The 23,435-nt window shown below is 50.6% G+C and carries 13 protein-coding genes; all 13 read left to right on the forward strand.

The window, feature by feature from the left end; genetic code table 11:
- Positions 1-29 precede the first annotated feature (29 nt).
- Positions 30-245 carry a hypothetical protein gene (locus tag IC617_RS02760; RefSeq protein WP_191143452.1) on the forward strand — a complete coding sequence of 72 codons (216 nt, stop codon included), beginning with the start codon at positions 30-32 and terminating at the stop codon, positions 243-245.
- An 87-nt stretch (positions 246-332) separates the two neighbouring features.
- A complete protein-coding gene (locus IC617_RS02765) occupies positions 333-1,859 on the forward strand; it encodes a sulfatase family protein (RefSeq protein WP_191143453.1) in 1,527 nt (508 codons plus the stop codon).
- 43 nt (positions 1,860-1,902) lie between these two features.
- Positions 1,903-3,351 (forward strand): sulfatase family protein, encoded by a 1,449-nt coding sequence (locus IC617_RS02770; protein WP_191143454.1) that lies wholly within the window; start codon positions 1,903-1,905, stop codon positions 3,349-3,351.
- A gap of 256 nt (positions 3,352-3,607) precedes the next feature.
- The gene (locus IC617_RS02775; RefSeq protein WP_191143455.1) at positions 3,608-5,668 is read left to right on the forward strand and encodes a methyl-accepting chemotaxis protein; all 2,061 of its coding nucleotides are present in this window, start codon (positions 3,608-3,610) and stop codon (positions 5,666-5,668) included.
- A 366-nt stretch (positions 5,669-6,034) separates the two neighbouring features.
- On the forward strand, positions 6,035-7,186 hold the full coding sequence (locus tag IC617_RS02780) for a mandelate racemase/muconate lactonizing enzyme family protein (protein ID WP_191143456.1): 1,152 nt from the start codon (positions 6,035-6,037) through the stop codon (positions 7,184-7,186).
- Entirely contained in the window at positions 7,183-8,616 is a 1,434-nt protein-coding gene (locus IC617_RS02785; protein ID WP_191143457.1) for an aldehyde dehydrogenase family protein, read from the forward strand. The genes IC617_RS02780 and IC617_RS02785 overlap by 4 nt, the downstream gene beginning before the upstream one ends.
- A gap of 226 nt (positions 8,617-8,842) precedes the next feature.
- Positions 8,843-12,520: a TonB-dependent receptor gene (locus tag IC617_RS02790; RefSeq protein WP_191143458.1), complete on the forward strand. Its 3,678-nt coding sequence runs from the start codon at positions 8,843-8,845 to the stop codon at positions 12,518-12,520.
- A gap of 66 nt (positions 12,521-12,586) precedes the next feature.
- Entirely contained in the window at positions 12,587-14,401 is a 1,815-nt protein-coding gene (locus IC617_RS02795; protein WP_191143459.1) for an Ig-like domain-containing protein, read from the forward strand.
- A 102-nt stretch (positions 14,402-14,503) separates the two neighbouring features.
- Positions 14,504-15,901, forward strand: coding sequence for a family 16 glycosylhydrolase (locus IC617_RS02800; RefSeq protein ID WP_191143460.1), 1,398 nt, complete (start codon positions 14,504-14,506; stop codon positions 15,899-15,901).
- Positions 15,902-15,915: 14 nt separating this feature from the next.
- Positions 15,916-16,653: a hypothetical protein gene (locus IC617_RS02805; protein ID WP_191143461.1), complete on the forward strand. Its 738-nt coding sequence runs from the start codon at positions 15,916-15,918 to the stop codon at positions 16,651-16,653.
- Positions 16,654-16,688: 35 nt separating this feature from the next.
- On the forward strand, positions 16,689-18,563 hold the full coding sequence (locus IC617_RS02810; RefSeq protein WP_191143462.1) for a CRTAC1 family protein: 1,875 nt from the start codon (positions 16,689-16,691) through the stop codon (positions 18,561-18,563).
- A gap of 270 nt (positions 18,564-18,833) precedes the next feature.
- A complete protein-coding gene (locus IC617_RS02815) occupies positions 18,834-20,855 on the forward strand; it encodes a methyl-accepting chemotaxis protein (RefSeq protein ID WP_191143463.1) in 2,022 nt (673 codons plus the stop codon).
- A gap of 101 nt (positions 20,856-20,956) precedes the next feature.
- Positions 20,957-23,416: an alpha-amylase family protein gene (locus IC617_RS02820; RefSeq protein ID WP_191143464.1), complete on the forward strand. Its 2,460-nt coding sequence runs from the start codon at positions 20,957-20,959 to the stop codon at positions 23,414-23,416.
- The last annotated feature ends 19 nt before the right edge of the window (positions 23,417-23,435 follow it).

Raw genomic sequence — 23,435 nt, forward strand, 5'->3', positions numbered from 1 at the left:
AAGAACAATGAGCATCGGAGTATTGAGCGATGAATCAATTGGGGAGTAGTGGCAGTTTTGCCTTTGCCATCACCACAGCACTGTCGCTGTCGGCCTGTAACAACGTGGTGGCGGCTGAAACTGACGTGATTGATACACCATGCCAGCAAGTGGCCGCTGCAAACGGCGTCAACAATGACAATCGTTCGGCTGATTTCACTTTGGCTGGTACTGGATTACAGCTCGATTCAGAGATTTGCTTGTAACCGAATTAAACAGGACAAATGAGTGGCACGACACCGTGCTTTTTTCAATAAGGCTTCCATAACTGGAGTCAACAAGAGCTTGCTTTCATGAACTCGTTTTCTCTTAAAACACTTAAAGGCGCAGCAGCTGTGCTGTGTCTGGTAACCCCGTTTCTGGCCTCACCCTCTTGGGCCGATGTCAAGCGCGCAGAAAAACCAAATGTGCTGGTACTCATGTTTGACGATATGCGTTTTGACACTTTCTCTTACCGCGGTGGCCCGGTTAATACACCCAATATTGACCAGTTGGCTGCTGAATCCACTCGTTTTGACAACGCCATGTCAACAACGGGGCTGTGTTCGCCATCTCGAGCGGCGTTTTACACCGGCCGCTGGGGCCATAAAACCGGCCTTGATGACAATGTCGAGCTCTACCATACCCGCTTGATGGAATTGGATCCTCGTGAAGGTACGCTGATCAAGCGCGCCAAGGATGCGGGCTACTTGGTCGGCCACGTTGGTAAATGGCACTTAGGTGGTACTGGCACAGCAATGCGTGGCGCGGAAATCGATTTAGCGCACGGCCACGAACCACGCGAGCGCTTCACTCGGGTTTACACGCCGTATTCAAAAGTCGCTCAAGTCGAAGGCTACTATGAAGGTAAGCTCGATCAGGGCGATGAAAAGCACGAATACTATCGTACGCTGCCTGGCGGTTATGAAGACACCGAGGCTTATAAGAAAGTCGTTGCGGGTAAGAAAATGCTCAAGCAAATGGCCAGTGACGAGCGCCCCTTCTTTGGTGTGATCAGCTTCAATCAGCCGCATCCTGCTTATCGGGTGCCTGAGCCTTACGCCAGCATGTTCGACCCAGCAAAACTCAAGCTGCCATCTAATCACCTCGCAGAGCGCGTGAAAAAACCATTGGCTCAGGGCGGTATTTGGTGGCCTTGGCACGATGTCGGTCATATGACGGACATGGATTGGCGCAAAGCTCGCGCCTATTACTATGGCGCTATTGCTATGGTTGACCGCATTATCGGGGAACTGCTGCAAGCCGCCAAAGATGAAGGTATTTACGACGATCTGCATATTGTCTTGCTTGGCGATCAGGGCAGCATGTTGGGAGAGCACACACTCTATGACAAAGGCCCCTATGCCTACGATGAGCTGATGCGGATGCCGTTGCTGATTAAAAATCCAAACCTGCAACCGCGCACCGTTGAACGTCAGGTGTCATTGCTTGATGTGACGCCAACGCTGGCAGAATTGATGGGCTTGGCCAGCGATGGTGATGTTGATGGCCATACCCTGACGCCATTAATGAGCCAAGGCGACAAAGCCGAAGCCGGTCAGCCAGACACCGCCCTTTATGCCTACGAGTGGTACAACGGCTCTTGGTTCGGCATTCGCGCTATTCGCACACCAGAATTCAAGTTTGTCTGGAACCCAGGTGACAACGTCGATGAATTCTATGACTTGAAAAAAGATCCGGGTGAAGTCACCAACTTGATTGGCAACGCCAAGTACAAAAATCAAATCGCCATGATGGTGGAGTTGCTGAAAGCAGAGCTAAAGCGAGTTGACGATCCGTCACTGACTAAATTAGAGCATCACGCCAAAGCGTACCTGTAATGATTAACGCGGGGTGTCGCTCACCTCGCAGATAGAGGAAGTTATGAAAACAACATTAATCAAACGATTGGCTCCGGCGTTGTTAGGCCTTGCCAGTGTTTTTGCCGCAGGTGCCGCTGAGCGTCCCAATATTCTGGTGATCATCACCGATGATTTAGGTTACGGCGACGTCGGCTTTAATGGTGCAACAGACATTCGCACGCCGAACTTAGATGCGCTGGCAGCTGATGGCACCACATTTAACGCAGCTTACAATGTTCACCCGTTTTGTGGACCAAGCCGCGCGGGGTTGATGACTGGCCGTCACCCACACAAGTTCGGTTCACAGTTCAACCTGCCAACCAGCTATCTCTCTGGTGGCTTAGGCGTACCTGTTGAAGAAACATTTATTAGTAAAACCTTGCAGCAAGCGGGTTACTTTACTGGTGTCGTGGGTAAATGGCATTTGGGTGAAACTGCGCAGTATCATCCGCATAATCGCGGTTTTGATGAATTCTATGGCTTCTTAAACGGCGGTCATGATTACTTTCCAGAAAGTTTTGCTCCGGCTTATGAACGCCAGCGCAAAAACGGCTTGAAAAAAGCCATTGGTGGTTACCTCCATCCGCTTGAATACAACGGCAAAGAAGTTCAAGAGACAGAGTACATTACCGATGGGTTGTCGCGTGAAGCGGTGAACTTTATTAACAAAGCCGGAGAGAAAAAGGACCAGCCATTCTTCTTGTACCTCGCTTACAACGCGCCGCATTCACCCATGCAAGCCAAACAAGAGGACATGGATCAATTCCCCGAGATTAAAGATAAAAAGCGCAAGGTTTATGCGGGCATGGTGTATGCCGTTGACCGTGGCGTGAAGCGTGTGGTCGAAGCGTTGAAGGCCACTGATCAGTTCGATAACACCTTGATTGTGTTCCTCAGCGATAACGGCGGTAAGCCGAAGCTTGGCGCCAGCAACACGCCATTGCGCGGTGAGAAAGGTAGTGCGCTTGAAGGTGGTACCCGGACACCAATGCTGTTCCACTGGCCGAACAAGGTTGCAGCTGGCAAGTCCTTCAAACACCCGGTTTCAACACTTGATTTCTACCCGACATTTGCCGCCCTAGCCGGTGCTGACATTCCAGCAAGTAAGCAGCTCGACGGCAAAGATATCTGGCAAAGCCTGCAAGATGGCACCAGCCCTAGAGCTGGAGAAATGCTTTATGTCATGCGTCATCGCAATGGCTTCTCGGAAGTTTCTGGGCGCAAAGACAACTGGAAAATTGTCAATGTAACGGGCAACAAATGGCAGTTGTTTGATATTGAGAAAGACATTGGCGAAACCACCGATCTGAGCAAGCAATATCCGAACGTGCTGCGTGAAATGGTCGCCGATATGGAAATTTGGAGCTGGCAGCATGCTGAGCCGAAGTGGTTCCACATCCACCAAGAAGGTGTTCACTGGCGCGAGAAAGCGATGCCTCGTTTCCATGAAACGTTCAACATCAAACAATAACTAAGATGCATGGTTCGGGGCGATTTTCCCTATCGCGCCCGAACCTTATTTTGAGGCAAAGCCTCAGTTGGAGGAGAGCACCAGAAAACTGTAACCAAGACCAAGGTGAATCGCGTTGTCAGCACGAGCGCCCCTACCGCTGTGCGCCAGCTGCGATTGCCAAAACAATAAGTACATCAACCACACAAGACGGATCTGAGTTTGTCTTACGGACCAAGACTCTGACGATAAAATTATAAAAGAGGTTGGATTGTCGATGAATTTTCTAAGCCGATTCAAAATTGCACCGCGAATCATCGCGCTGGCGTTTTTACCCATCATTGTGATTGGGGTATTAACACTTAATCAGTACCGACATGCTAGCGCCGAACGAGAGCGCATCGCTGAACTCACCAGTCTAATGGCGCTGGCGAAAGAAGCGGGCACCCTAATGAACACCATTCAGGACGAACGTGATCTGGCCAATGGTTTCCTCGCCCGAGAGAATAATGTCGTTGGCCCTAAAGGCGACTACTTTGGCAGTCAGGGCAACGACTTCCAAGCCGATATGCAACGGCAGCGACAAGTGGTTAACCGCCAAATTCAAGAATTCAAAACCTACGTCAGCCTCAACAATAAAGCGTATCAATCGATGCCATCGGTACTTGCTGTGCTCGACCGACTCAACGAGAGCTTGGCCGCCATGGTGGCGGTGCGAGATAAGATCGATCAGTACCTGATCCTAGATGGTAAAGTCTGGACACTGACCGTCTATGACAGCACTTCCGAGCGCTTCTTTCGCTTGTTTGAAGCCATTGTTCGGATAGCCTCTGATGATCCGGAATTAAGTTTGTTAACCAATGCTTATCTGGCGTTGGTCAATTTAGGTGACCGTTACTCGGTTGAACGCGGCGTCGTTGCGCGCGCCTCGTACATGGCCGAGCTGGATTACAATATTTACGCTCGTGAGAAAACCACTCGGCAAGAGATCAGCAACTTGATCGCGCGCTTTAATGCCTATGCCGACGAAGCCTTGCGCCAGGAGTTTACCCGCCAGCACTTGCAGTCGAGCGCCGTGCAACAAGTGATTGCCGATTGGAAAGCCTATCGTGATTCAGCCGGCAAGAAACTACCCTTTGATGCCAAAACCTGGTACCCGCGCGCCTCTGCGAACATTGATTCATTGAACCGCTTTAAAGATCAGTTAGCCCTTCAGATAGTCGAGAAAGCCGATCAGCTCTATCAGCAAGCAGCCGCCAAAGTGTGGCAAAGCTTGTTACTATTTTTTGGCATTTGCGTTGCCGTTGGTGTGGTGTCTTACTTCATCATTATGTCCATCATCCGGCCGCTCAAGCGCTTGGTACGGCAGCTCACCCACGTGGCAGAGCACAAAGACTTAAATTATCAGCTGGATGTTGCGGGTAATGATGAATTGTCTGACGTCGCCAAAGCCGCTGATTCCTTGTTGACCAGCTTCCATTCGGCGCTGGCGGGCGTGCTGGAAGTGGAAATGAAAATGAAGCAGCTGACGTCCAATGTGCTGCAGTCGATGACCATTAGCCAACAGCGGGCGGAAAATCAGAATCGCAATACTGACGGCGTATCGGTGGCAATGAATGAAATGACCGCCTCGGTAGGCGAAGTTTCTGTCAGTGCCCAGCTAACCTCAGATGCGGTTCAGCGACTCCACGATATGTCGGTGAAAAGTGCCGACAGTGCCAATACCAGTAAAGACATCATGGAGCGGCTGACCAGTGAATTGGATAGCGCCACGCAGATGGTCGAAAGTGTCAATGAAGAAAGTAATGCCATTGGTGCGGTCATTAATGTCATTCAGGATATTGCCGAGCAGACTAATTTACTGGCTTTGAATGCCGCGATTGAGGCGGCTCGGGCTGGCGAACAAGGGCGCGGTTTTGCAGTCGTAGCCGATGAGGTTCGCAGCCTTGCTAGCCGTACTCAGGAATCCACCGGCCATATCAAGCAGCAAATCGAGGCCCTACAAAACGGTGCGCATACTGTCACCACCACTATGGACCGATTAAAAGGTCAGGGCAGCGAAGCGGTTGCTGTTGTTGTTGAAACCCTCGGAGCCTTTGAAGTGTTGCAGCAAGAGTTGGACAACATTGCCCAAATGTCGACCCAAATTGCTACCGCGGCAGAGCAACAATCGGTTACCTCAGGCGATATTAATCGTCAAATCCATGAAATTAAGTCGGATTCTGATGAGATGACAACCCATGTTAAATCGACGCAAGTGGCGAGCAATGAGCTCGATCAGACCGCCGAGATCCTCGACTCATACGTGTCAGCCTTTCAATTAAAGCAAGCGAGCTAGAGTAAGCATTTACCTCCATAAGCCGGTGTATCAGGCAACTGGTCCTGATCACCGCAGCTCAAGGCCCTTCGGCCTTTTAAGGGCTTTCATGGTTGCTTTTTATGACTGTGAGCTCACTTCAACCTTGGTTCATTGTGGTTAGCTTGCTGCCGTTTCTAGCGCTTGCTCGCGATCATTTGAGTGCAAGCATAAGCCGTCAAAAATAACCAACATAAAATTCACACATCGCTCACGTTTTTTTGAATTACATCTTGCAAATGCAAACATCATACGTTTGAATAAGTCCTACAATGAATTTAACTCTTTTGTTAGCCGTGCGTTCGTTGTGACTGTTATGTCGTCAGCACACCAAATCAGGTTTTGTTTATGAAAATTGAATGTATAAAAACGCACCACATCAGATGCCAACTGAACGAACCCTTCGGTTTTTCCCAATGGTTCTATGATCAGCGCAATGTCTTGCTGATTGAAATTATCACCACTGATGGTGTTCGTGGTTGGGGTGAGTGCTACGGGCCTGCAGACGTTATTCAAGGCGCAGTCGAAAAATTTTATGCGCCTCGCATCTTAGGCATGGACGTCCTCTCTACCGACCAAATTTGGCACCACATGTGGCGCGCCTCGTTAGATTTCTGTCGTTCCGGCGTGATGATGGCGGCGATGTCCGGCATCGATATGGCGTTGTGGGACTTAAAAGGCAAGCTGCTTGGCCAAAGCGTTAGCCAGCTCATGGGCGGCGCTTGTCGCGATCAAGTGCCTTGCTATGCTACAGGCATGTACTTCCAGGAATTACCTGAAGATGTACTGCTCAAGCAACTGGTTGATGAAGCGGTTGGTTATGCCGAACAAGGCTTCAAAGCAATGAAAATCAAAGTCGGTAAAAACCCAGACTTTGATGAGAAACTCATTGTTGCGATGCGCGAAGCATTGCCAAACACAGTGTTGGCTGCGGACTCTAACCATGCTTATGACCTGCCAGAGGCGATTCGCATTGGTAAGGTGTTAGATAAGCATGGCTATCTGTGGTTTGAAGAGCCGCTGTCACCTGAACATCCCGACTTATTCCGCCAGTTGCAAGATAAAATCAACTTGCCTGTTGCCACCGGCGAGTGCGAGCAAACCCGTTATGGTTTCAATAATTTGATTTCCAGAGGCGGGGTTCAGCTGGTGCAAGCTGATTTGGCGTACTGCGGCGGCCCGAGTGAGGCGCTGAAAATCCGCGCCATTGCCTCGGCGAACGGCATCAATATGATCCCACACGTTTGGGGAACGCAATTGAACTTAGCGGCGGCAACCCACTTCCTTGCAACCTCATACTCAGAGCCGGGCCGAGCTGAGTCGAAGCCGCTCTATCTGGAATATGACCGCACCGAGAATCCGCTTCGGGACCAACTCTACAAAGTGAATGTTGAAGTCGTTGAAGGCTTCGCCAAAGTTCCGAAAACGCCAGGCCTTGGCGTAGAGATTGATACCGATGCATTAACCGAATTCACCATTAGCACGACGGAAACAAAATGACTACCAATCAATATCAAATGTTGATCAACGGCGAGCTGGTTAGCTCTTCAACCACATTCGAAGTGGTCAACCCGGATAATGAAGAAGTGATTGGCCATGTGCCACAAATGGATCCTGAGCAGGTCGAGCAGGTGCTCGCCAGTGCTCAAGCGGGCTTTGATGTTTGGTCGAAAACATCGCTAGCTGAGCGCGAGGCGCTGATGCTCAAGTACGCCGAAGTACTTGAAGCCCACAAAGACGAAATTATTGATTTGCTGATCGCAGAGACCGGTAAGCCGCTGGACAATGCCGAATACGATTTTGGCATGTTCACCACCTGCCTGCGCTATTTCATCGAAGAAGCCAAGCGTGTTGATCAGCCGGTGATCGTTGATCCAGATGGTCGTTTCCACCACTACGTCACACGCCAACCTTTAGGCGTTGTGGTTGGCTTCCTAGCATGGAACTTCCCGCTGCTGAACTTAGGCTACAAGCTGGGGCCAGCGCTGGCCGCCGGTTGTGCCAGCATCATTAAACCATCGCAAGTGACGCCTCTGGCCAGTTTGCGTTGTGCTGAATTAGCGTTAGAAGTTGGCTTCCCGCCGGGCGTCATCAACATCATTACCAGCAGTGATTATGACGTTACGAATCCATTGCTGACCAGCGATATTCCAGCGTTGTTCACCATGATTGGCTCGACTAATTCGGGTGTTAAAGCCATGCGCACGGCATGTACCAGCATCAAACATTTCTCGGTTGAGCTAGGTGGCAATGCGCCGGTCATTATCTATGACGATGCCGACGTTAAAAAAGCAGCTCGTAACATTGTCGATTTGAAATTCACCAACTCGGGTCAAGTTTGCGTGTCAGCCAATCGCTGCTTCGTCCATGAGTCGGTTTATCAGGAATTCCTAGCAGAAGCCAAGGCCCACGCTGAAGGCTTAGTGCTTGGTGCCGGTCGCCAACAAGGGCGCTTGATGGGCCCAGTGATTAATGAAAAAGAGCGCAGCCGCATTCAAGGCTTGATTGATAGTGCAGTTGCTGCTGGCGCCAAAGTGGAATTGGGCGGCAAGGCACCTGCTGACCGCAAAGGTTTTTACCTACAACCGACCATTCTTTCGAATGTTTCCACCGACATGGAAGTCGCCTCCGATGAGATTTTTGGTCCCGTGCTGCCGGTGATCCCATACAGCGACGATGACGACATTATTGCCATGGCCAACGATTGTGAGTTTGGTTTAGCGGCTTACGTTTACACCACCAATTTGCAGCGTGGTATGCAAGCCGCCAATCAAATTACCGCCGGTAGTGTGTGTGTTAACGAGGTGCATTATGCCGTGCACCTGCCTCACGGTGGCCTGAAACAAAGTGGTGTGGGTAAAGACTGCTCACGCTACAGCCTGCAAGAGTATTTAACCAACAAACGCGTGTCTGTGCTGGTGAACGACTAGTGAAGCGGTCGGCCAGCTTAGCCGCTGAGTCGACCTGTTAAAACAGCACATTAATTAACTGAACACATCCGAGGGGGGATTGAGCAAATGGGGGACTCGAATATCAAGTAATCGATGATCTCGGCCCCAAGAGGCCGGGCAATTAGCCATAAACCAGATGCTTAAAAAGGCGTGCAGAGAAGGGCTGTACTGCTTGCCGATAAGAACTAGAAGAGGATTCAATACGATGAAGAGTAATTTCAAATTGTCAGCGTTAACCGCTGCGATTATTACTTCAATCATGTCTTCATCCATTTACGCCGCCGAAGAACCAAATCAAGAAGGCGCGGATGAAGAAGTCGAGGTGATTGAAGTACGTGGCCTTCGTGCCAGTCTAAGAAAAGCCGTTAACGCCAAGCGTTTCGCTGATAACGTCACCGACTCTATCCACGCCGAAGACGTGGGTAAATCTACCGACCAAAACATTGCCGACGCACTATCTCGTGTAACCGGTGTATCGGTACAAGAAGAGGGCGGTGAAGGTACTCGTATTTCCGTTCGTGGTGCTGGCCCATCATTGAACCAAGTATCGGTCAACGGCGTTACCTTGACCGGTGGTCTGAGTACTGATGGTTCAGACGCTGGTGCAACCAACGATAACAGTGTCGACTTGAGTGCTTTCTCATCCGACATCTTGTCGTCGATTGACGTGGTGAAAACCGCTGCCGCCGATCAGAACGAAGGTTCACTGGGTGCCAACATCGAGCTTCGCACCGTTAAGCCGTTGGGCCTGAACAACTCTCGTCGCTCCTTTACCGTTGAAGGTCGTCACAACGAATTCGCTGATGAGAACGACTATCGCATCAATGCCAGCTTCTCGGAGAAGTTCTTTGATGAGACCTTCGGTGTTGTCATTACCGCATCAAAAGACACTCAAAAAACTCGTCAAGACCGCGTTCGTACGACTTGGGTTAACGGCGCACTGCCAATTGACGATTTGATGAAAGACGGTGGCCACACCGCTCACGATATTGCCACCGGCAAGCCAATTCGTGTATTGGGTTATCAGCGTGATGAGAATGGCGATTACATTCTTGATGACGACGGCAACAAACAGCTTAATCCGATTGATTCATTGGAAGGCTATGACCCAGAAACTCAGGCCCTATATGAAGGCGACCTCTATGTTCTGGCGCGCAACTACGACGACTTCTCACTGAGTACAGATGAGCGTGATCGTTTCTCTGTTTCTGTTGGTCTGCAGTATCGTCCTACCGATGATTTAGATATTCAGTTGGATGTCACCCACGCCGAGCAGGATATTACCACTGACTATCACAACCTGCGCTTGAACTATGCGCCGGTCACCAATGTTTACCAGGGTGAAGATGTCACTGGCCTGAATGGCATTGATTTTGGCAACAACACATTAGCCAAGTACTCCAGCCGTTCTGCTGCTGGTAACTTCAACCGTTCTTACGGCTTGCGTGAAGTCGACACGGACGTTGCTTCTCTCACCATTGATTACAACATCACTGAAAACTTCAGCAGTAGCTTGCGCTTAGGTTATTCAAAAACCACTGATGAAAACCCAGATGATGATGAGAAGGATCGTTTCATCTCGATCAGCACCAACACTTGGGGTACTGCCGGCCGTCAGGTTGTCGAAGAGATGAATCACGACGCCTTTGAGCGTGTCGGTTATGACTGTAGTGGCGCTCAGTGTGCGTACACCGCCGGTGTTACTCCTGCAGTATTTGATGCCTTTGATGGCACCACTAATATTGCCTACAGCCGCTTTACGCCATTTGATATGAACCACAACCACTTAGGTGGTTTAACCCTACGTAAAAACAAGCTAGAAGATGAAATCAAATCAGTGTTCGTTGATTTCGAATACCTGTTTGATTTTGACTACCTGACTTCGATTCAGTTTGGTGGTAAATGGTCTGATCGTACCAAAGACGTCAACATTCAAAACCGCGCCACCACCAATGGCTCTGATTTGGTTGACTTGGATGATCCGGATGCCGACTTTGAAGTCCGTGGTATGGGCTCGATTCGTTTAGGCGATATTCTTGCGACTAAATCATTCCCGTACGACAACTATGCCAAAGATTTGGTTAACAGCCGTGGCAATGATTTCTTCGGCGGCTGGCCAATGCTCGATGCTGACAAAGCATTGGAGTTGGTCTCCGGTAAAGATGCCAGCGAGGTTGGCTTGCGCGAAACTCGTGCCGGTACCCGCTACATTGAAACCAAAACCAAAGCGGCTTACATCAAAGCCAACTTTGAGGCGCTTGAAGGTCAGCTGACGGGTAACGTTGGTGTTCGTTGGGTGCGTGATGAGAACTCTGCCAAAGGTATTGGCGGTATCACCTACGTCAAGTTCCCACAAATGCTGGATGCCTATGATTTGCTGGTGACCCGTAACCTCGCGGACATGAGCCAAGAACCTTGTCCAGACGCAATCATGGGTATTGATACGCGTTATACCCCAGAAAACGATGATCAACTGCGTAACTGTTGGGCATGGCAAGTTACCCATGCTTACAACTACACCAATGACGCCACCATTCCTTATGACAGCACCACAGGTGAATGGTTGGTTAAAGGCCCTGATGGCCAGACTGGTCCAGATGTTAACCGCCTCGTCTTTATGGACGAAAATGGCAACCTGACACTGAATCAATTGCCATCACAAATCTATGATGCCGATGGCAACCTCGTTAATTCGCCACGCAGTCAGTGGGCTCACTTTGGTTCTGCCGGTCACATTTGGCCATGGCTTGATCGTACCACCGCCTTCACCGGCCCAGGTGGCGATGGTCAGGAAGTACAGGTTCGCGAATTCGAATCCAAAGGTTCTGGTGAACAAGATACTTGGCTGCCAAGTTTGAACCTTAACTATGCCATTAACGATGACATGATTGGCCGTTTCGCCGTGACTCGCACCATGACCCGTCCTCGTTTTGACTCATTGAACCCACGTAACCAAGTTCGTGAAGAACAGTGGGCGCCTACAGCCACAGGTTCTGCCGGTAACACTGAACTGAAACCGCTGAAATCAACCAACCTTGATTTGTCGTGGGAATGGTATTTCGACGAGTCAGGCTTGCTGTCGGTTGCTGGTTTCTACAAGGACATGGAAGACTTTGAAGAGACGGTAATTATTCCGTTCCACTACAAAGACATCCGCACCGAATACGAGCTAGAAACCGCAGACTTGTTACTGCCATTCGATCCAAACCGTTTACCAGGTGATGAAGATGACTGTAGCCCAATGCGTCAGGTGGCTGGCTTCTTCGACCAGTGGGATATCCAGTGTGATGTGGTGAACGTGGTCACCCAAACCAATGGTAAAGGCGCCGAGATCAAAGGTCTCGAAGTCACCTACAACCAGAACTATGACTTCCTACCGGGGATCTGGTCTGGCTTGGGTCTCAACATGAACTACACCTATCAGAGTTCAGAGTCTGACAAGGAAGAAATCGGTGATACCGGCGTATTCCTGAAGCCACTGCCACAGCCTTACACGCCAGAAAACTCGTTGAATACAACCTTGTACTGGGAAGATGGTGGCATTCAGCTGCGCTTAGCAAGCCGTTATCAAGACGACGTATTGGTTAGCCGTGGTCAAGCTGGTGGTGCCATTTGGCAAGAAGACACCCACCGTCTGGACTTCAGCTCAGCGTACCCAATTACTGACCAAATAAGTGTCACTTTCCAGGTGTTGAACCTGACAGAAGAGTCGTTCCGGACTTACTACACCAGTTCGAACACTCGTAATGTCAACGACCCTAACAGCATTGAAGTGGTAATGGACGAAGGTAATGCCCTTGATGGCGGCGTACCGAAGAACCGTACCGTGTCAACGTGGCAAACCGGACGTCAATGGCGTTTAGGTATCCGTGGCAGCTTCTAAGCATCAGTGAACTTATTAAGTGCTGGCCTTAAAAAAGGCCAGCCGATAAAGAATTGGAGAAGTAAGATGAAACAAAACTTACTATTAAAAACTGCGATCGCAAGTGCCTTAGCGGCCGCACTATCAGCCTGTGGCGGCACGGACAGTGGCTACGACTCAGGTTACAAGAAAAATAACAATGAACTGACGTTTGAAACCGAGCAGATTGTTGTTGAGTTTGATGAAGAAACTGGCCTGCAAACCATTGATTTGCTCGAAGGTGCAGTGGTGAATGGTGAGCCTGCGGCTAACCTGACCACGCGCATCGTGACCAGCCAACTGTTGTTTGAGGCAGAAGACAACTTCGAGACTCCGCAGGGGCCTTCAAACACAGTGCCAAACCAAACCATTTCACCATTTGTGAAATCAGAAGATAGCCGCATGCTCTATGTTGACACGGATGCCTTTGCCGAAGCATTGCGCGCCTGTGATGACACCGACGTGCGCGGCGATCGGGACAGTGACAATAACCCAATCCCAGATGGTTTCCCGGATTATCCAACCCAAGCGGTCTATGAAATTACCTACACCATTGACCATGGTTATCCAATGACGCCGGGTGAACCGTTACCAGAGCGCACCTTGCGTTTAACCATTAATGCCACTGACGATCCGGTCACCGGCGTTAATATTGCGCCGCTGGAACTGCCTGCTGGTGGCACTGCACAGCTGGTTGCATCAACGGTGCCGACGTACGCTTGTAACCAAGAGCTGACTTACTCTTCGGCTGACGAAGATGTTGCAACGGTTGATGCTGCTGGCTTGGTGACTGGTGTCATGGTTGGTGAAACCAGCGTCACAGCAACGAGCGTCGATAACCCAGAAGCTTCGGCCACTGATACAGTGACCGTGACCTCTGCGTTCAGCATTGCCATTACCAATCAGGACACCGATGACCTCGGCACGCCAACTGGCCACAAGCAAGTTGCTGCGTGTACCGCCACCGGCATTAATGTTCAGCCATTTGAACTGAACGACAACCTGACCGGTGAGTACGGCTACCAGTGGACGCTGACCAATGAAGTGGACTACGTCAAAGGCATGTCTTGGGACAGCGGTGTTGGCGGCTTTGGTGAAGTATTGGCAGTGAAAATGCCAGCCGACATTGGCTCCATCAATACCGTTGATGTTGAGTTGGTTTCAGGTGAGACCGGCGGTACGCCAATCTCTGAAGTCACGCCTAAGTCAATGGACATGACGGTCGTTAACAACCAGATGTGTGATCCGGGTACCTCCGCTCACCCAGCCGGTTGGTTTATCGACTTTGATTTGGACTTTGTCCAAGCCGCTTATCTCGGTAATGCGAGCTACTCGGCGTCTGATGATGTGGTCGCAGGCTCTGCCGCATCGGTACGAATTACCGCTGGTGCTGGCGAGGCCGAATGGGATGGCGAGACAGTGCCATATTCGTGGGGCGCGCAACAAGTGTGGAACAACCAGCGCAACTGGTACACCGCCAACTATGGCCAAGGCCTGAACTCAATTGGTGATGTTTATCGCTTTGGTGTCTGGGTCAAGTTGGAGCAAGTTCCGGCTGAGCCGGTAACGCTGCGTCAAGCGATTGTTGCCTGGAACTACGAAGGCAAGCCAGACGACGCGGTGGGCTTCCAGGGCCGTTACAGCGGTGCCGGTTTGTTCAGCGCAGTGCTTGAGTCGACCACCGAGTGGCAATACGTCGAGTTTATCGATGACCGCACCGGTGAACGCGACTGGGCTGTTCCTGCAACTTGGAACGCAGCGACGCCGGTATTCACCTTGTGGGAAGTCTTTAACCTGCCGCAAGGTAGCAGCATCCTGCTGGATGAATACAGCGTGACCAACGTTGATCTCATCGCCCAATAACAGTTAGAAAACCAGTAAAAAGCCACTCAGTTTTGGGTGGCTTTCTTTTAGGGGCGCTTGTTTGCACGCGTTATTTCAAGCGCCTTACCTCAGGAGAATGTGATGCAGTTTTGTCATTATTTGAAATCGCTCAGCGCAGTGGCAGTCGTAACCGCAGCAATGGCGTCGCTTTGGGTTGCTCCTGCGAATGCCGATAATCCGTTGCTACCGGCCTCCGATCCGGACAATGCCGGAAACTGGCAGCTGAATACCAAGGTCAGCGATGAATTTAACGGTGATTCACTCGATCTGAATAAATGGTACGTGTCCGGTACGGATGGCCAGTTCTACATCTGGAAAGGTCGCGCACCGTCGCAATTTGCCCCCCACAATGCCTATGTCGAAGATGGCAAACTGATTCTCCGCACCCAATGGCAGCCTGATTATCCATTTGTTGGCAAGCCACCTCAGCGCCAAGAAATTAAAGCGTATGAAAATATCACCACAGCCGCGGTGATTAGCCACCACACTGTGTTGTTTGGTTACATGGAAGTGAAGGTCAAAATTCCTGATGCACCGATGACCGGCGCATTCTGGGGCACTGGCTACCAGCAAGAGCTTGATGTCTTTGAATTAGTAGGGCTGGTGACCAAAGGCAATAAGAATCCGGAAACCACATTCGTGACCTCATTTCATGATTGGCGTCCGGGCCACCCGAAGAAAAATAAAGTGTGGAAACACCCGCACAAAACGCCAGGCCGCACTGCGGAGAACTTTTACGTCTACGGCGTTGAATGGCTCCCTGACGGCCTCAAAATGTACTTCAATGGCGAATTGGTTCATCAGGTTCAGCAGCAAGAGTTAGGCGACCGTTGGGTACTGAATAACCCAATGGAGCTCTGGTTCGACTCCGAAGTCTTCCCTTGGCATGGCATTCCCGAACAACAGCATTTGCCCGCATTTTTTGAAATTGATTACGTCCGCGTGTGGCAACGCCCAGACGACAACCAACTCGATCGCGCCTTTTTCGGCTTTGAAGGGCCGCTGCAGATGAACCCTCATCATAAACCGGCTCCGCGGATGAAGTCGGCTGAGTTTTGGTTTATCGATGACCAATCCAGTGTTGCGCTGGCGGTGACCGACTTTGCCGACAACATTTACACCACTGGTCGCAAAAGCTTGCGCTTCGACCTTGGCAAAACCGACAAGCAAGCCGAATCAACCGCATTTTCGCCTGCTGGCTCGGTCGAACTTGGGCCTGGCCGCTACCGCTTAACGGCCAATGTTTGGGTTTCTGAGCAAGTTCAGAACAGCCAGTTGCAAGTGGTGTTGGAATCGCCTTGGCAACAACTCAAACCGATTGCTCTCGATACGCTGCCGCGCGGTCAGTGGCGTGAGATTGCCGTCGAATTTAATCAGCAACAAGCGTCTGCTGCGAAGGACCGTATGCGCCTTGTCTTTAAAGGTGGCAATCAAGGTCAAGTGTACCTTGATGATATTGCCATCCGTCCTTTGAAGTAACAGGAGTCTGACTCATGATCATTAGCAAACATTTCGTTCGTATTGTGTTGGCCATTGCCCTCAGCTGGTTTGGTAGCGCCCACGCTGCCGACCAAATTACTAATCTGGTTGTGGAGCAGGAAATTGGCCCCAATCAGCCGTCGCTGATTGAGATGGACGTGGAAGTCTCAAAGCAACGCGAGCTGCACATTGCCATGATCCGCTTGGAAGATTGGCAAAACGTCAAGCGCATTCAAAAGCGGATTAAACAATCTGGCCCAGTCAAATTGCGGTTACCGGTGGCGGATTTGAAACCGGGTAGCTATCGCGTAGATGCTTATCTGGCGCCACGCCGCGGAGGTTGGACTGAACGTTTGGATCAACCGGTGAGTGCCAATTTGACTGTGGTCAGCGATGCTCAACTGGCTAAAAACAAACAGGCCAAGAGCCAGCAGAAGCCGCAATTCGCCAAAGAAGACAAAGTGCTGCAGGTGAAGTTTCCAAAGACAGTGGGTGATGAGCCGGTGGACTTGGCAGTGAAGTTCCAAATCACTCAGAACCGCACCTTAAAGGTTAAATTATTGTCGAGCGAAAACTGGGAAGAGTTTGGTGCCTTGGACTTTCCTGTTGAGCGCAATGGCGACCTCAATGTGCCGCTGGAAAACTTAGCCGCTCAGTTTCCGCCGGGCAAATACGCTTGGGTGGTGCAGATCTTGGACGAAAACGAAGAAGTTGTTGCCAAACTCGGTAAACACTTCACTTTAGGGAAATAACCAATCAGCTTGCTGATGTAGTTAAGGTTACTCGGATGAAAAACCAAATGTTCGCAGCAGCAGTTGTTCTGCTGACTGCATGTTCGCCAGTGGATCTGACCGCCGCTGAATCTAGCCAAGTTGAGTTGGCCACATTTAAGGAAGCGTTGCAGGACTTTAAGCGAGAAAACAAAGATCGCCGCAAGTGGGATTCGCCTGTGGTCGCCGATCTTGATCAGGATGGCTTTGCTGATCTGATCATCAATGACCATGGCTTTGGGATCCGCATTATGTGGAATAACAAGGGTAAGTTGGCGAAACCTTACGATCTGTTGATGGGCGATATTCACGGTGTTGCCATTGGTGACATTGATGGCGATGGCCTGCTCGAAATGTTGCTGTCGCGCGGAGGTGGCTCGGGCAGCAACTCGCGCAATGCCAAGTTGTTTCGGGTGCAAAAGGATCGCACCTTTGTTGCCCTTGATGAGCAAGATCCACCACTGGCGATGATGCGGGGGCGGACCTTAAAGTTGGTCGATCTTGATGGTGACGGCGACCTTGATTTGCTCAATTTTGCGTTTCCGAGTCAGGAGCGGCTTGGCGAAAGTGAAAACTATGTTTATCAGAACCAAGGCAAAGGCTATTTCGAGGTCAACAACGTGCTGCCGCCAGTGCGAGGCGATGGCCAGAAAACCCTAGTCACTGACTTCAATAATGACGGTATTCCCGATTTGATTATCTATGGTCATGGTCCTGCCCATGCCTATCAGGGCAACGGCGATCTGACCTTTAACGATGTCACGAGTACGGTATTGCCAAGCAAAATCGATGATGTAAACGGCATCGTTGAGCTCGATTATGACAATGATGGCGATTTCGATATTTTCATTGCCCGTGGTAAAGCATTTCGGCCCGGTGAAACCTTCTACAACCAAACCACCCGAAAATGGGCTTTTTTTAATATGCGGGGCAAGTTTGACTTTACCTTTCCTGCCGGTGAAGTACTGAGCATTGAAAACCTGCAAACCCCTTGGCCGTATTCCACTTTTAAGGTGGGTGAGTCAGCCTACGAATTCAAGTTTGATGGCGAGACGCATTCGGGTCGAAATACCAAGTTGGTCAGTAGCGACGCCCTTGGCTTTACCGATAAGCAATTAGGCAAAGGCCTCTACATTGGTTATATCGGTAACGACCAGTGGCGAGTGGCAGGCAATATTTTCCATCAATCAAGCGCTGTATTTGCTGAGGTAGCGAAATACCCGGCCTATCCGCATCATGCTGGTGTCAGCGATATGTTATTGGAAAATCGCGGCGGTCAATTTGTTGATGTCACGGCGCAGACGGGCCTGGCCGAATTGAATCACAGCACTGCGGTGACAACGGCTGATTTTAATAACGATGGCTATGCCGACCTCATCATTAACCCGCAGGGTTCGCTGGTTGAAGATAACACCATGTTGGTTTGGCTGAATGCTTTAGGTAAAGACGGCAAGCGCCGTTTTATCAAGGCCGAAGGCCATCAGCTGATCACCAGCGATATTGGCTCTTGGGGCATGGCCATTGAGCGCCTTGATTACGACGGTGACGGTGATGTTGATCTAGTGGTTGGCCATGAGCGCGGCAAATGGCATCTGTTTGCCAATCAATTGCAGCAAACGACCAACAACAGCTACATCAAAGTCGCGGTGCCATTGGTTCACCCCAACAAACGTACCTCGATTGGCGCTGTGGTCACCGTTAAGGCCTGTGGCCTAACGCAGCAACAGCGCATCGGCGCGTCAGGGGCGATGTATTCGTCAAGCTTCGACAACTTGGCTCACTTTGGTCTGGGTGATTGCCGCGATAATGCTGCCATTGAAGTGAAGTGGAGCGATGGTGGTATCAGCAAGCAGAGCAATGCCAAGCTCAACCAAACTCACTTGATTAATTAATTTCGTTGAGACGCCACGTGTCAGCGTTGGCGTCACCTTTTGTGTGGTTGCTGCTGCCTGTGTCTGTTTGGGCAGCAGACTTTTTTAGTCCCTTATTCACCTCTCAAATAAAATTAAAAAGATGATCTCGCTAGCAGTTCTGGCGAGGGAAAATCGTCAAAGCTTACGCCTGAGTTTACAAACGTGTAAATTTATCAAACATCATATGTTATATATTGTCTGATTATTTAGTTTGGGTAGAAGGATGAACCTCAAGTGTGGAGTTGAGCTGTGAGTGTATTAAATCAATTAAAGATCCGAACTCGGATCCTAATCCTAACCCTTCTTCCTATTGCCGTTGTCACTGCGCTTGCCGCGCAGGGCTATTTTCAGGCGTCGGCTAAGCGCGATGCTCTGATGCAACTATCCACCGCGATGGAATTGGCCCGTAAAACTGGCGCCTTGTTGCAACAAATACAGTCCGAGCGGGACTATACCTATGGCTTTGTTCAGGGCAAAAACAACCGCGCTTTGGGCGAGCGCTATCGCCAACAGTTGCTGCAGCAGCGGCAGCGGGTTGATCGGACACTCATTGATTACAAGCAATATGTCGATGCTGCAAAGTCGCAGCTCAGCGAGTTTGATGGTCGCATTGACAGCTTGCTTGAGGGGGCCGACAAGTTGCCACGCACCCGCGCCCATATCGACCGCTATCAACTGCAGTACGATGATAAAAAGTGGGTGATGAATGACTACTTTCCGCTGGTCAAGCGATCGTTAAATATCATCAATGGCGTGATTAAACTGGCCGCTATTGATTCCGAATTAAGTCTGCTGCTCGGCAGTTATGGTGCTTTGATTAAGCTCGACACCATTGTTTCGTTTGAGCGCGGCGCCATGATCCGCACGCTGAGTCAGCCAAGTTTAGATTACGTGTCGGTGTCATCTGCGGTAGCGGCGCTGCGTCAGGCCGAAGATGCAGCCGATAATTTCCGCGCTTATGCTCCCGATGATGTTGGTTTGCTGTTTCGCGATACCTACATGAGAACCGACATTCACAAGCAGCTTGAAAAACTGCGCTTTAAGTTGGCAGGTATGGGCGGCAAATCTTATGACTTGTCGCCCGATCAGTGGTTTGACATGTCATCGCAGAATATTGCCGCGTTGCGAGAGGTGATTGACTATACCGATCAGCGAATTGGCCAGCAAACGCTGACCCAACTGGACGACGCCCAAAGCCAGGTGAACAACAGCATTGTGTTGTTGATTGGCTCCGTTTTACTAATTGGCAGCGTCTCCTATTTCATTATTTTGTCGATTATCGGGCCACTCAAAGTACTGGTGAAAGAGCTCAAACAAGTGGCCGACAGCAAAGATGTTAGCCGCGATGTACCGGTTACTGGCAGTGACGAGCTGGCCGAAGTGTCGCGCGCTTTCAACACTTTGCAGGATAGCTTTAATCAAGCGCTGCAAGGGGTTCGTGGTGAAACCCTCAATATGGCGCAGTTGACCGATTCGGTGTCGCAGTCGATGGCGGAAAATAAACGCCGGGCGAACAGTCAAGATGAAGCCACCAATAGCGTCTCGGTCGCGGTCAATGAAATGAGTGCCACCATTCAAGAAGTGGCGACCATTGCCCAAGATACCGCCACTGCCGTGCTCAGCGCCCATGAAAGCTCGGTGGCCAGTGCCAACAATGCTAACGATAGCAAGGACATCCTCGAGCGGCTGATCGCCGAATTAGCCAGCACGCAACAACAAGCCAAACAACTGAATAGCGAAACCGAAGTGATTGGCAGCGTTCTTGAGGTGATTCAGGGCATTGCCGAGCAAACCAATCTGCTGGCGTTGAATGCCGCCATTGAAGCGGCCCGAGCAGGCGAACAGGGCCGTGGCTTTGCCGTGGTGGCGGATGAAGTGCGGACCTTGGCGAGTCGGACGCAAGAATCGACCGAACAAATTCGCAGCCAGATCGAAACCTTACAAGCCGGCTCACGGGCCACCACCAACAGCATGGCGCAGCTGCAAGAGCAGGGCGCGCAGGCCGTTGAGGTGGTGATGGGGAGCTTGGCGGCATTCGATGAGCTGCGTGAACAGCTCGATAAGATCAACGGTATGTCGACCCAAATTGCCACCGCTGCGGAAGAGCAAACTGTAGTCGCTGCTGAAATTAACGAAAGGATTCACCTAGTGAAAGACGATACCCATGAAATGACGGTGCAAACTGACGCTACCGTGCAAGCCTGCGGCGACCTTAGCCAGTCGGGTAAATCACTCAGCGATTACGTCAATACCTTTACTGTCAGAGCTTAATCATTGCTTTCTTCGGCGCTTTGGTCACTTCGATTAAAGCGCCTGTCAAACCAGAAAATACGCTTCGTGCGCCCACAGTACATACCCACGAGAACAATAAAATGAATCACAGTAAACAAATCGCCCCCATCGCCTTGGCGCTAATCGCGCTGGGCTTGTCTGCTTGTGGCAGCTCGTCCGGATCTAGTGATAGCTCCGGCGGCCCAGTTGTCGAACAACCGACACCGGATCCAACGCCCGACCCAACGCCGGACCCAACCCCTGAGCCAGAACCGGACCTGACCCTAACCGAACAAGCGCAGGCGAAACTCGCTACTCTCGAGCAATTAATGGCCGATGCTGCCTTGCTTGATGTTGATACCACGCGTGAACAAAGCATTGTGTGGTTCGCCAATGAGTTTCTCAAATTTGCTGATTGGGACGAAAACAACCAACAGCAGGTTGAGGACTTATTTGGTATTTACGGGCCATTTCGTAATCAGAAAACTGAGTACGCCCAACTACTGCCTGATTTTCAACGTGAGCAGGTCATTGCCATTCTCGACACCGGTATTCGCCAGTTGAACCAAGTGCTGGACGGCACCATACAACGTCGCGCGGTCGCGAAAGTTGACTGGGCCAATATTGAAGTTGCCGACGACATGTTTATGAGCAATGGCAAGCCGGTGTTCTTGTACGACTATTTTTCCAAGTCCCATGGCAACCCAACTACCGACAGCGATTTGTACAATGATCACCTCGGTAACATCGACTCCATGCCAAGTGTCAGCCTGTCTTGGAGTGATCGCGGCGATTCGATTTGGAGCGCCAAAGCCAACGAATTAGCCAGCAAAGAAGACAGCAAAGTTGGCTTTGCCTTGTTGTGGAACACCAATGTGCCGCAATGGATGCGTGATCGTGAACCTGAGATAACCGCCGGTCGCTCATTATTCACCGGCTTTGATATCGACAACCCACTGGTGCAATCCACTTGGGGCAACATTGTCAGAGAATTTGGCCAGCGCACTCAGGGCAAAAAAGGTATTCAAGCGGGCGTCATTTTATCCAATGAGCCCCATTGGTTTTCCGAGCAGGGTCACTGGACTCAAAACTATGGCGAGATGAATAGCATTTCATCACACACTCTCAATGGTTTTCGGAGCTGGTTAAAAACCACTTATCAGAACGACATTGCTGCGTTGAACAACAACTGGGACAGTCAGTTTGCTAGTTTTGAGCAAGTCACCATTGATATCCCAATTCGTTTGGCGACCCGCGGTCAGCCCATGTGGTATGACTGGTGTCGCTACAACATGGACCGCGGCATTGCTTGGTTTAAGATGTTGCAGGACGAGTTGCATGCAGCGAACCCTCAGGCGGATACCCACATTAAGATCATGCCTGATTTGTTCACTGAGAACAGCCGCTCCCATGGCATTGACTTAGAAGCCTTGACCGAGCTGACCACCATGATTGGTGACGACGCCAAAGCCCGCGGCCGCGACTTGCGATCAACCTCGGCAGAGGAGTGGGAGGCACACTATGCCTACTTCTGGGAGGAGTTAGCGGTTTCTTACGACTTCATGGAGTCGGTTGCCCCGAATAAAATCCACGTCAATTCCGAAGGCCACTTTCTGTCCACCTCGTGGTATCGCGAATTGGGAATGTCGCCGGAGTACGTTCGCAATACGTTCTGGTTAGCAACCGTAATGGGCATGGATGCCAGCATGAGCTGGTTTTGGGCCCGCGACCCCGATGGTTCGCCAGAAGATCGTCTTGAAGGTGATTTGAATTTTGCCGATCCCGCATTGGCTGGCTCTTATGCCGCATCAACGGCAATGCAGCCGCAAGTGGCCAATGAGTTGACCCAGGTAATGATGGACATGAATAGCTTCTCAGAAGAGATCATGGCGTTGCGTCAGCAAAAACGACCACTGCGTTTGTTCTACTCAGAAACCTCGGCGATTAATAAAAACAACCACATGAGCCAGTTATTCGAGCTCTATGAGCCATTGTTTTTTGAAGGTTTTCCGATGGGCTATGCCACCAAAAACATTATCGAAAAACAACATAACCAGCTTTGGGATGTGGTTGTGGTCTATCAAACAGAATATGTCACTGATGCCGAATTCGCTGCGCTGCAAGGGTATCTTGATAACGGTGGTACGGTGATCGTGGATAGCACTAGCTTGGCTCTCAACGAATATGGCCAACCCCGTCAAACCCGCTTGAATGCAGGGCAAGGCACCTTATTGACGATGCCCGCCGGAGCCGCGGTTACCGATATTGCCAATAAAGCGCTGGAACAAGTTGCGCAAGCTAATCCAGCAGAAACGGTTGTCTTGAGTGAAACCAATGGCACTGGCCACAAGGCGTGTTACTGGCGGGTGGTTGGTCAGACCGATGGCAGTTACTTAATGACCATCGTCAACCTCGGCAATAGCACCGCGACCCTGACCACGGCGATGAAAAGTGGCGCTGCTGCCAGCAGCACTAACCTGATGACAGGGCAACTGCTCGGTAGTGAATTTGAATTGCCATCGAACGGCGTGTTGCTATTAGAGGTTATGCCTCAGTCGTAAGCTCCTGCTTGTAGGCCAG

It is taken from the genome of Neiella litorisoli, assembly GCF_014773395.1.
GTDB lineage: Bacteria > Pseudomonadota > Gammaproteobacteria > Enterobacterales > Neiellaceae > Neiella > Neiella litorisoli.

Bases quoted from the DNA above. Each gene is read 5' to 3' on its own strand.
- IC617_RS02760 (WP_191143452.1), top strand. From the start codon at position 30: ATGAATCAATTGGGGAGTAGTGGCAGTTTTGCCTTTGCCATCACCACA.
- IC617_RS02765 (WP_191143453.1), top strand. From the start codon at position 333: ATGAACTCGTTTTCTCTTAAAACACTTAAAGGCGCAGCAGCTGTGCTG.
- IC617_RS02770 (WP_191143454.1), top strand. From the start codon at position 1,903: ATGAAAACAACATTAATCAAACGATTGGCTCCGGCGTTGTTAGGCCTT.
- IC617_RS02775 (WP_191143455.1), top strand. From the start codon at position 3,608: ATGAATTTTCTAAGCCGATTCAAAATTGCACCGCGAATCATCGCGCTG.
- IC617_RS02780 (WP_191143456.1), top strand. From the start codon at position 6,035: ATGAAAATTGAATGTATAAAAACGCACCACATCAGATGCCAACTGAAC.
- IC617_RS02785 (WP_191143457.1), top strand. From the start codon at position 7,183: ATGACTACCAATCAATATCAAATGTTGATCAACGGCGAGCTGGTTAGC.
- IC617_RS02790 (WP_191143458.1), top strand. From the start codon at position 8,843: ATGAAGAGTAATTTCAAATTGTCAGCGTTAACCGCTGCGATTATTACT.
- IC617_RS02795 (WP_191143459.1), top strand. From the start codon at position 12,587: ATGAAACAAAACTTACTATTAAAAACTGCGATCGCAAGTGCCTTAGCG.
- IC617_RS02800 (WP_191143460.1), top strand. From the start codon at position 14,504: ATGCAGTTTTGTCATTATTTGAAATCGCTCAGCGCAGTGGCAGTCGTA.
- IC617_RS02805 (WP_191143461.1), top strand. From the start codon at position 15,916: ATGATCATTAGCAAACATTTCGTTCGTATTGTGTTGGCCATTGCCCTC.
- IC617_RS02810 (WP_191143462.1), top strand. From the start codon at position 16,689: ATGAAAAACCAAATGTTCGCAGCAGCAGTTGTTCTGCTGACTGCATGT.
- IC617_RS02820 (WP_191143464.1), top strand. From the start codon at position 20,957: ATGAATCACAGTAAACAAATCGCCCCCATCGCCTTGGCGCTAATCGCG.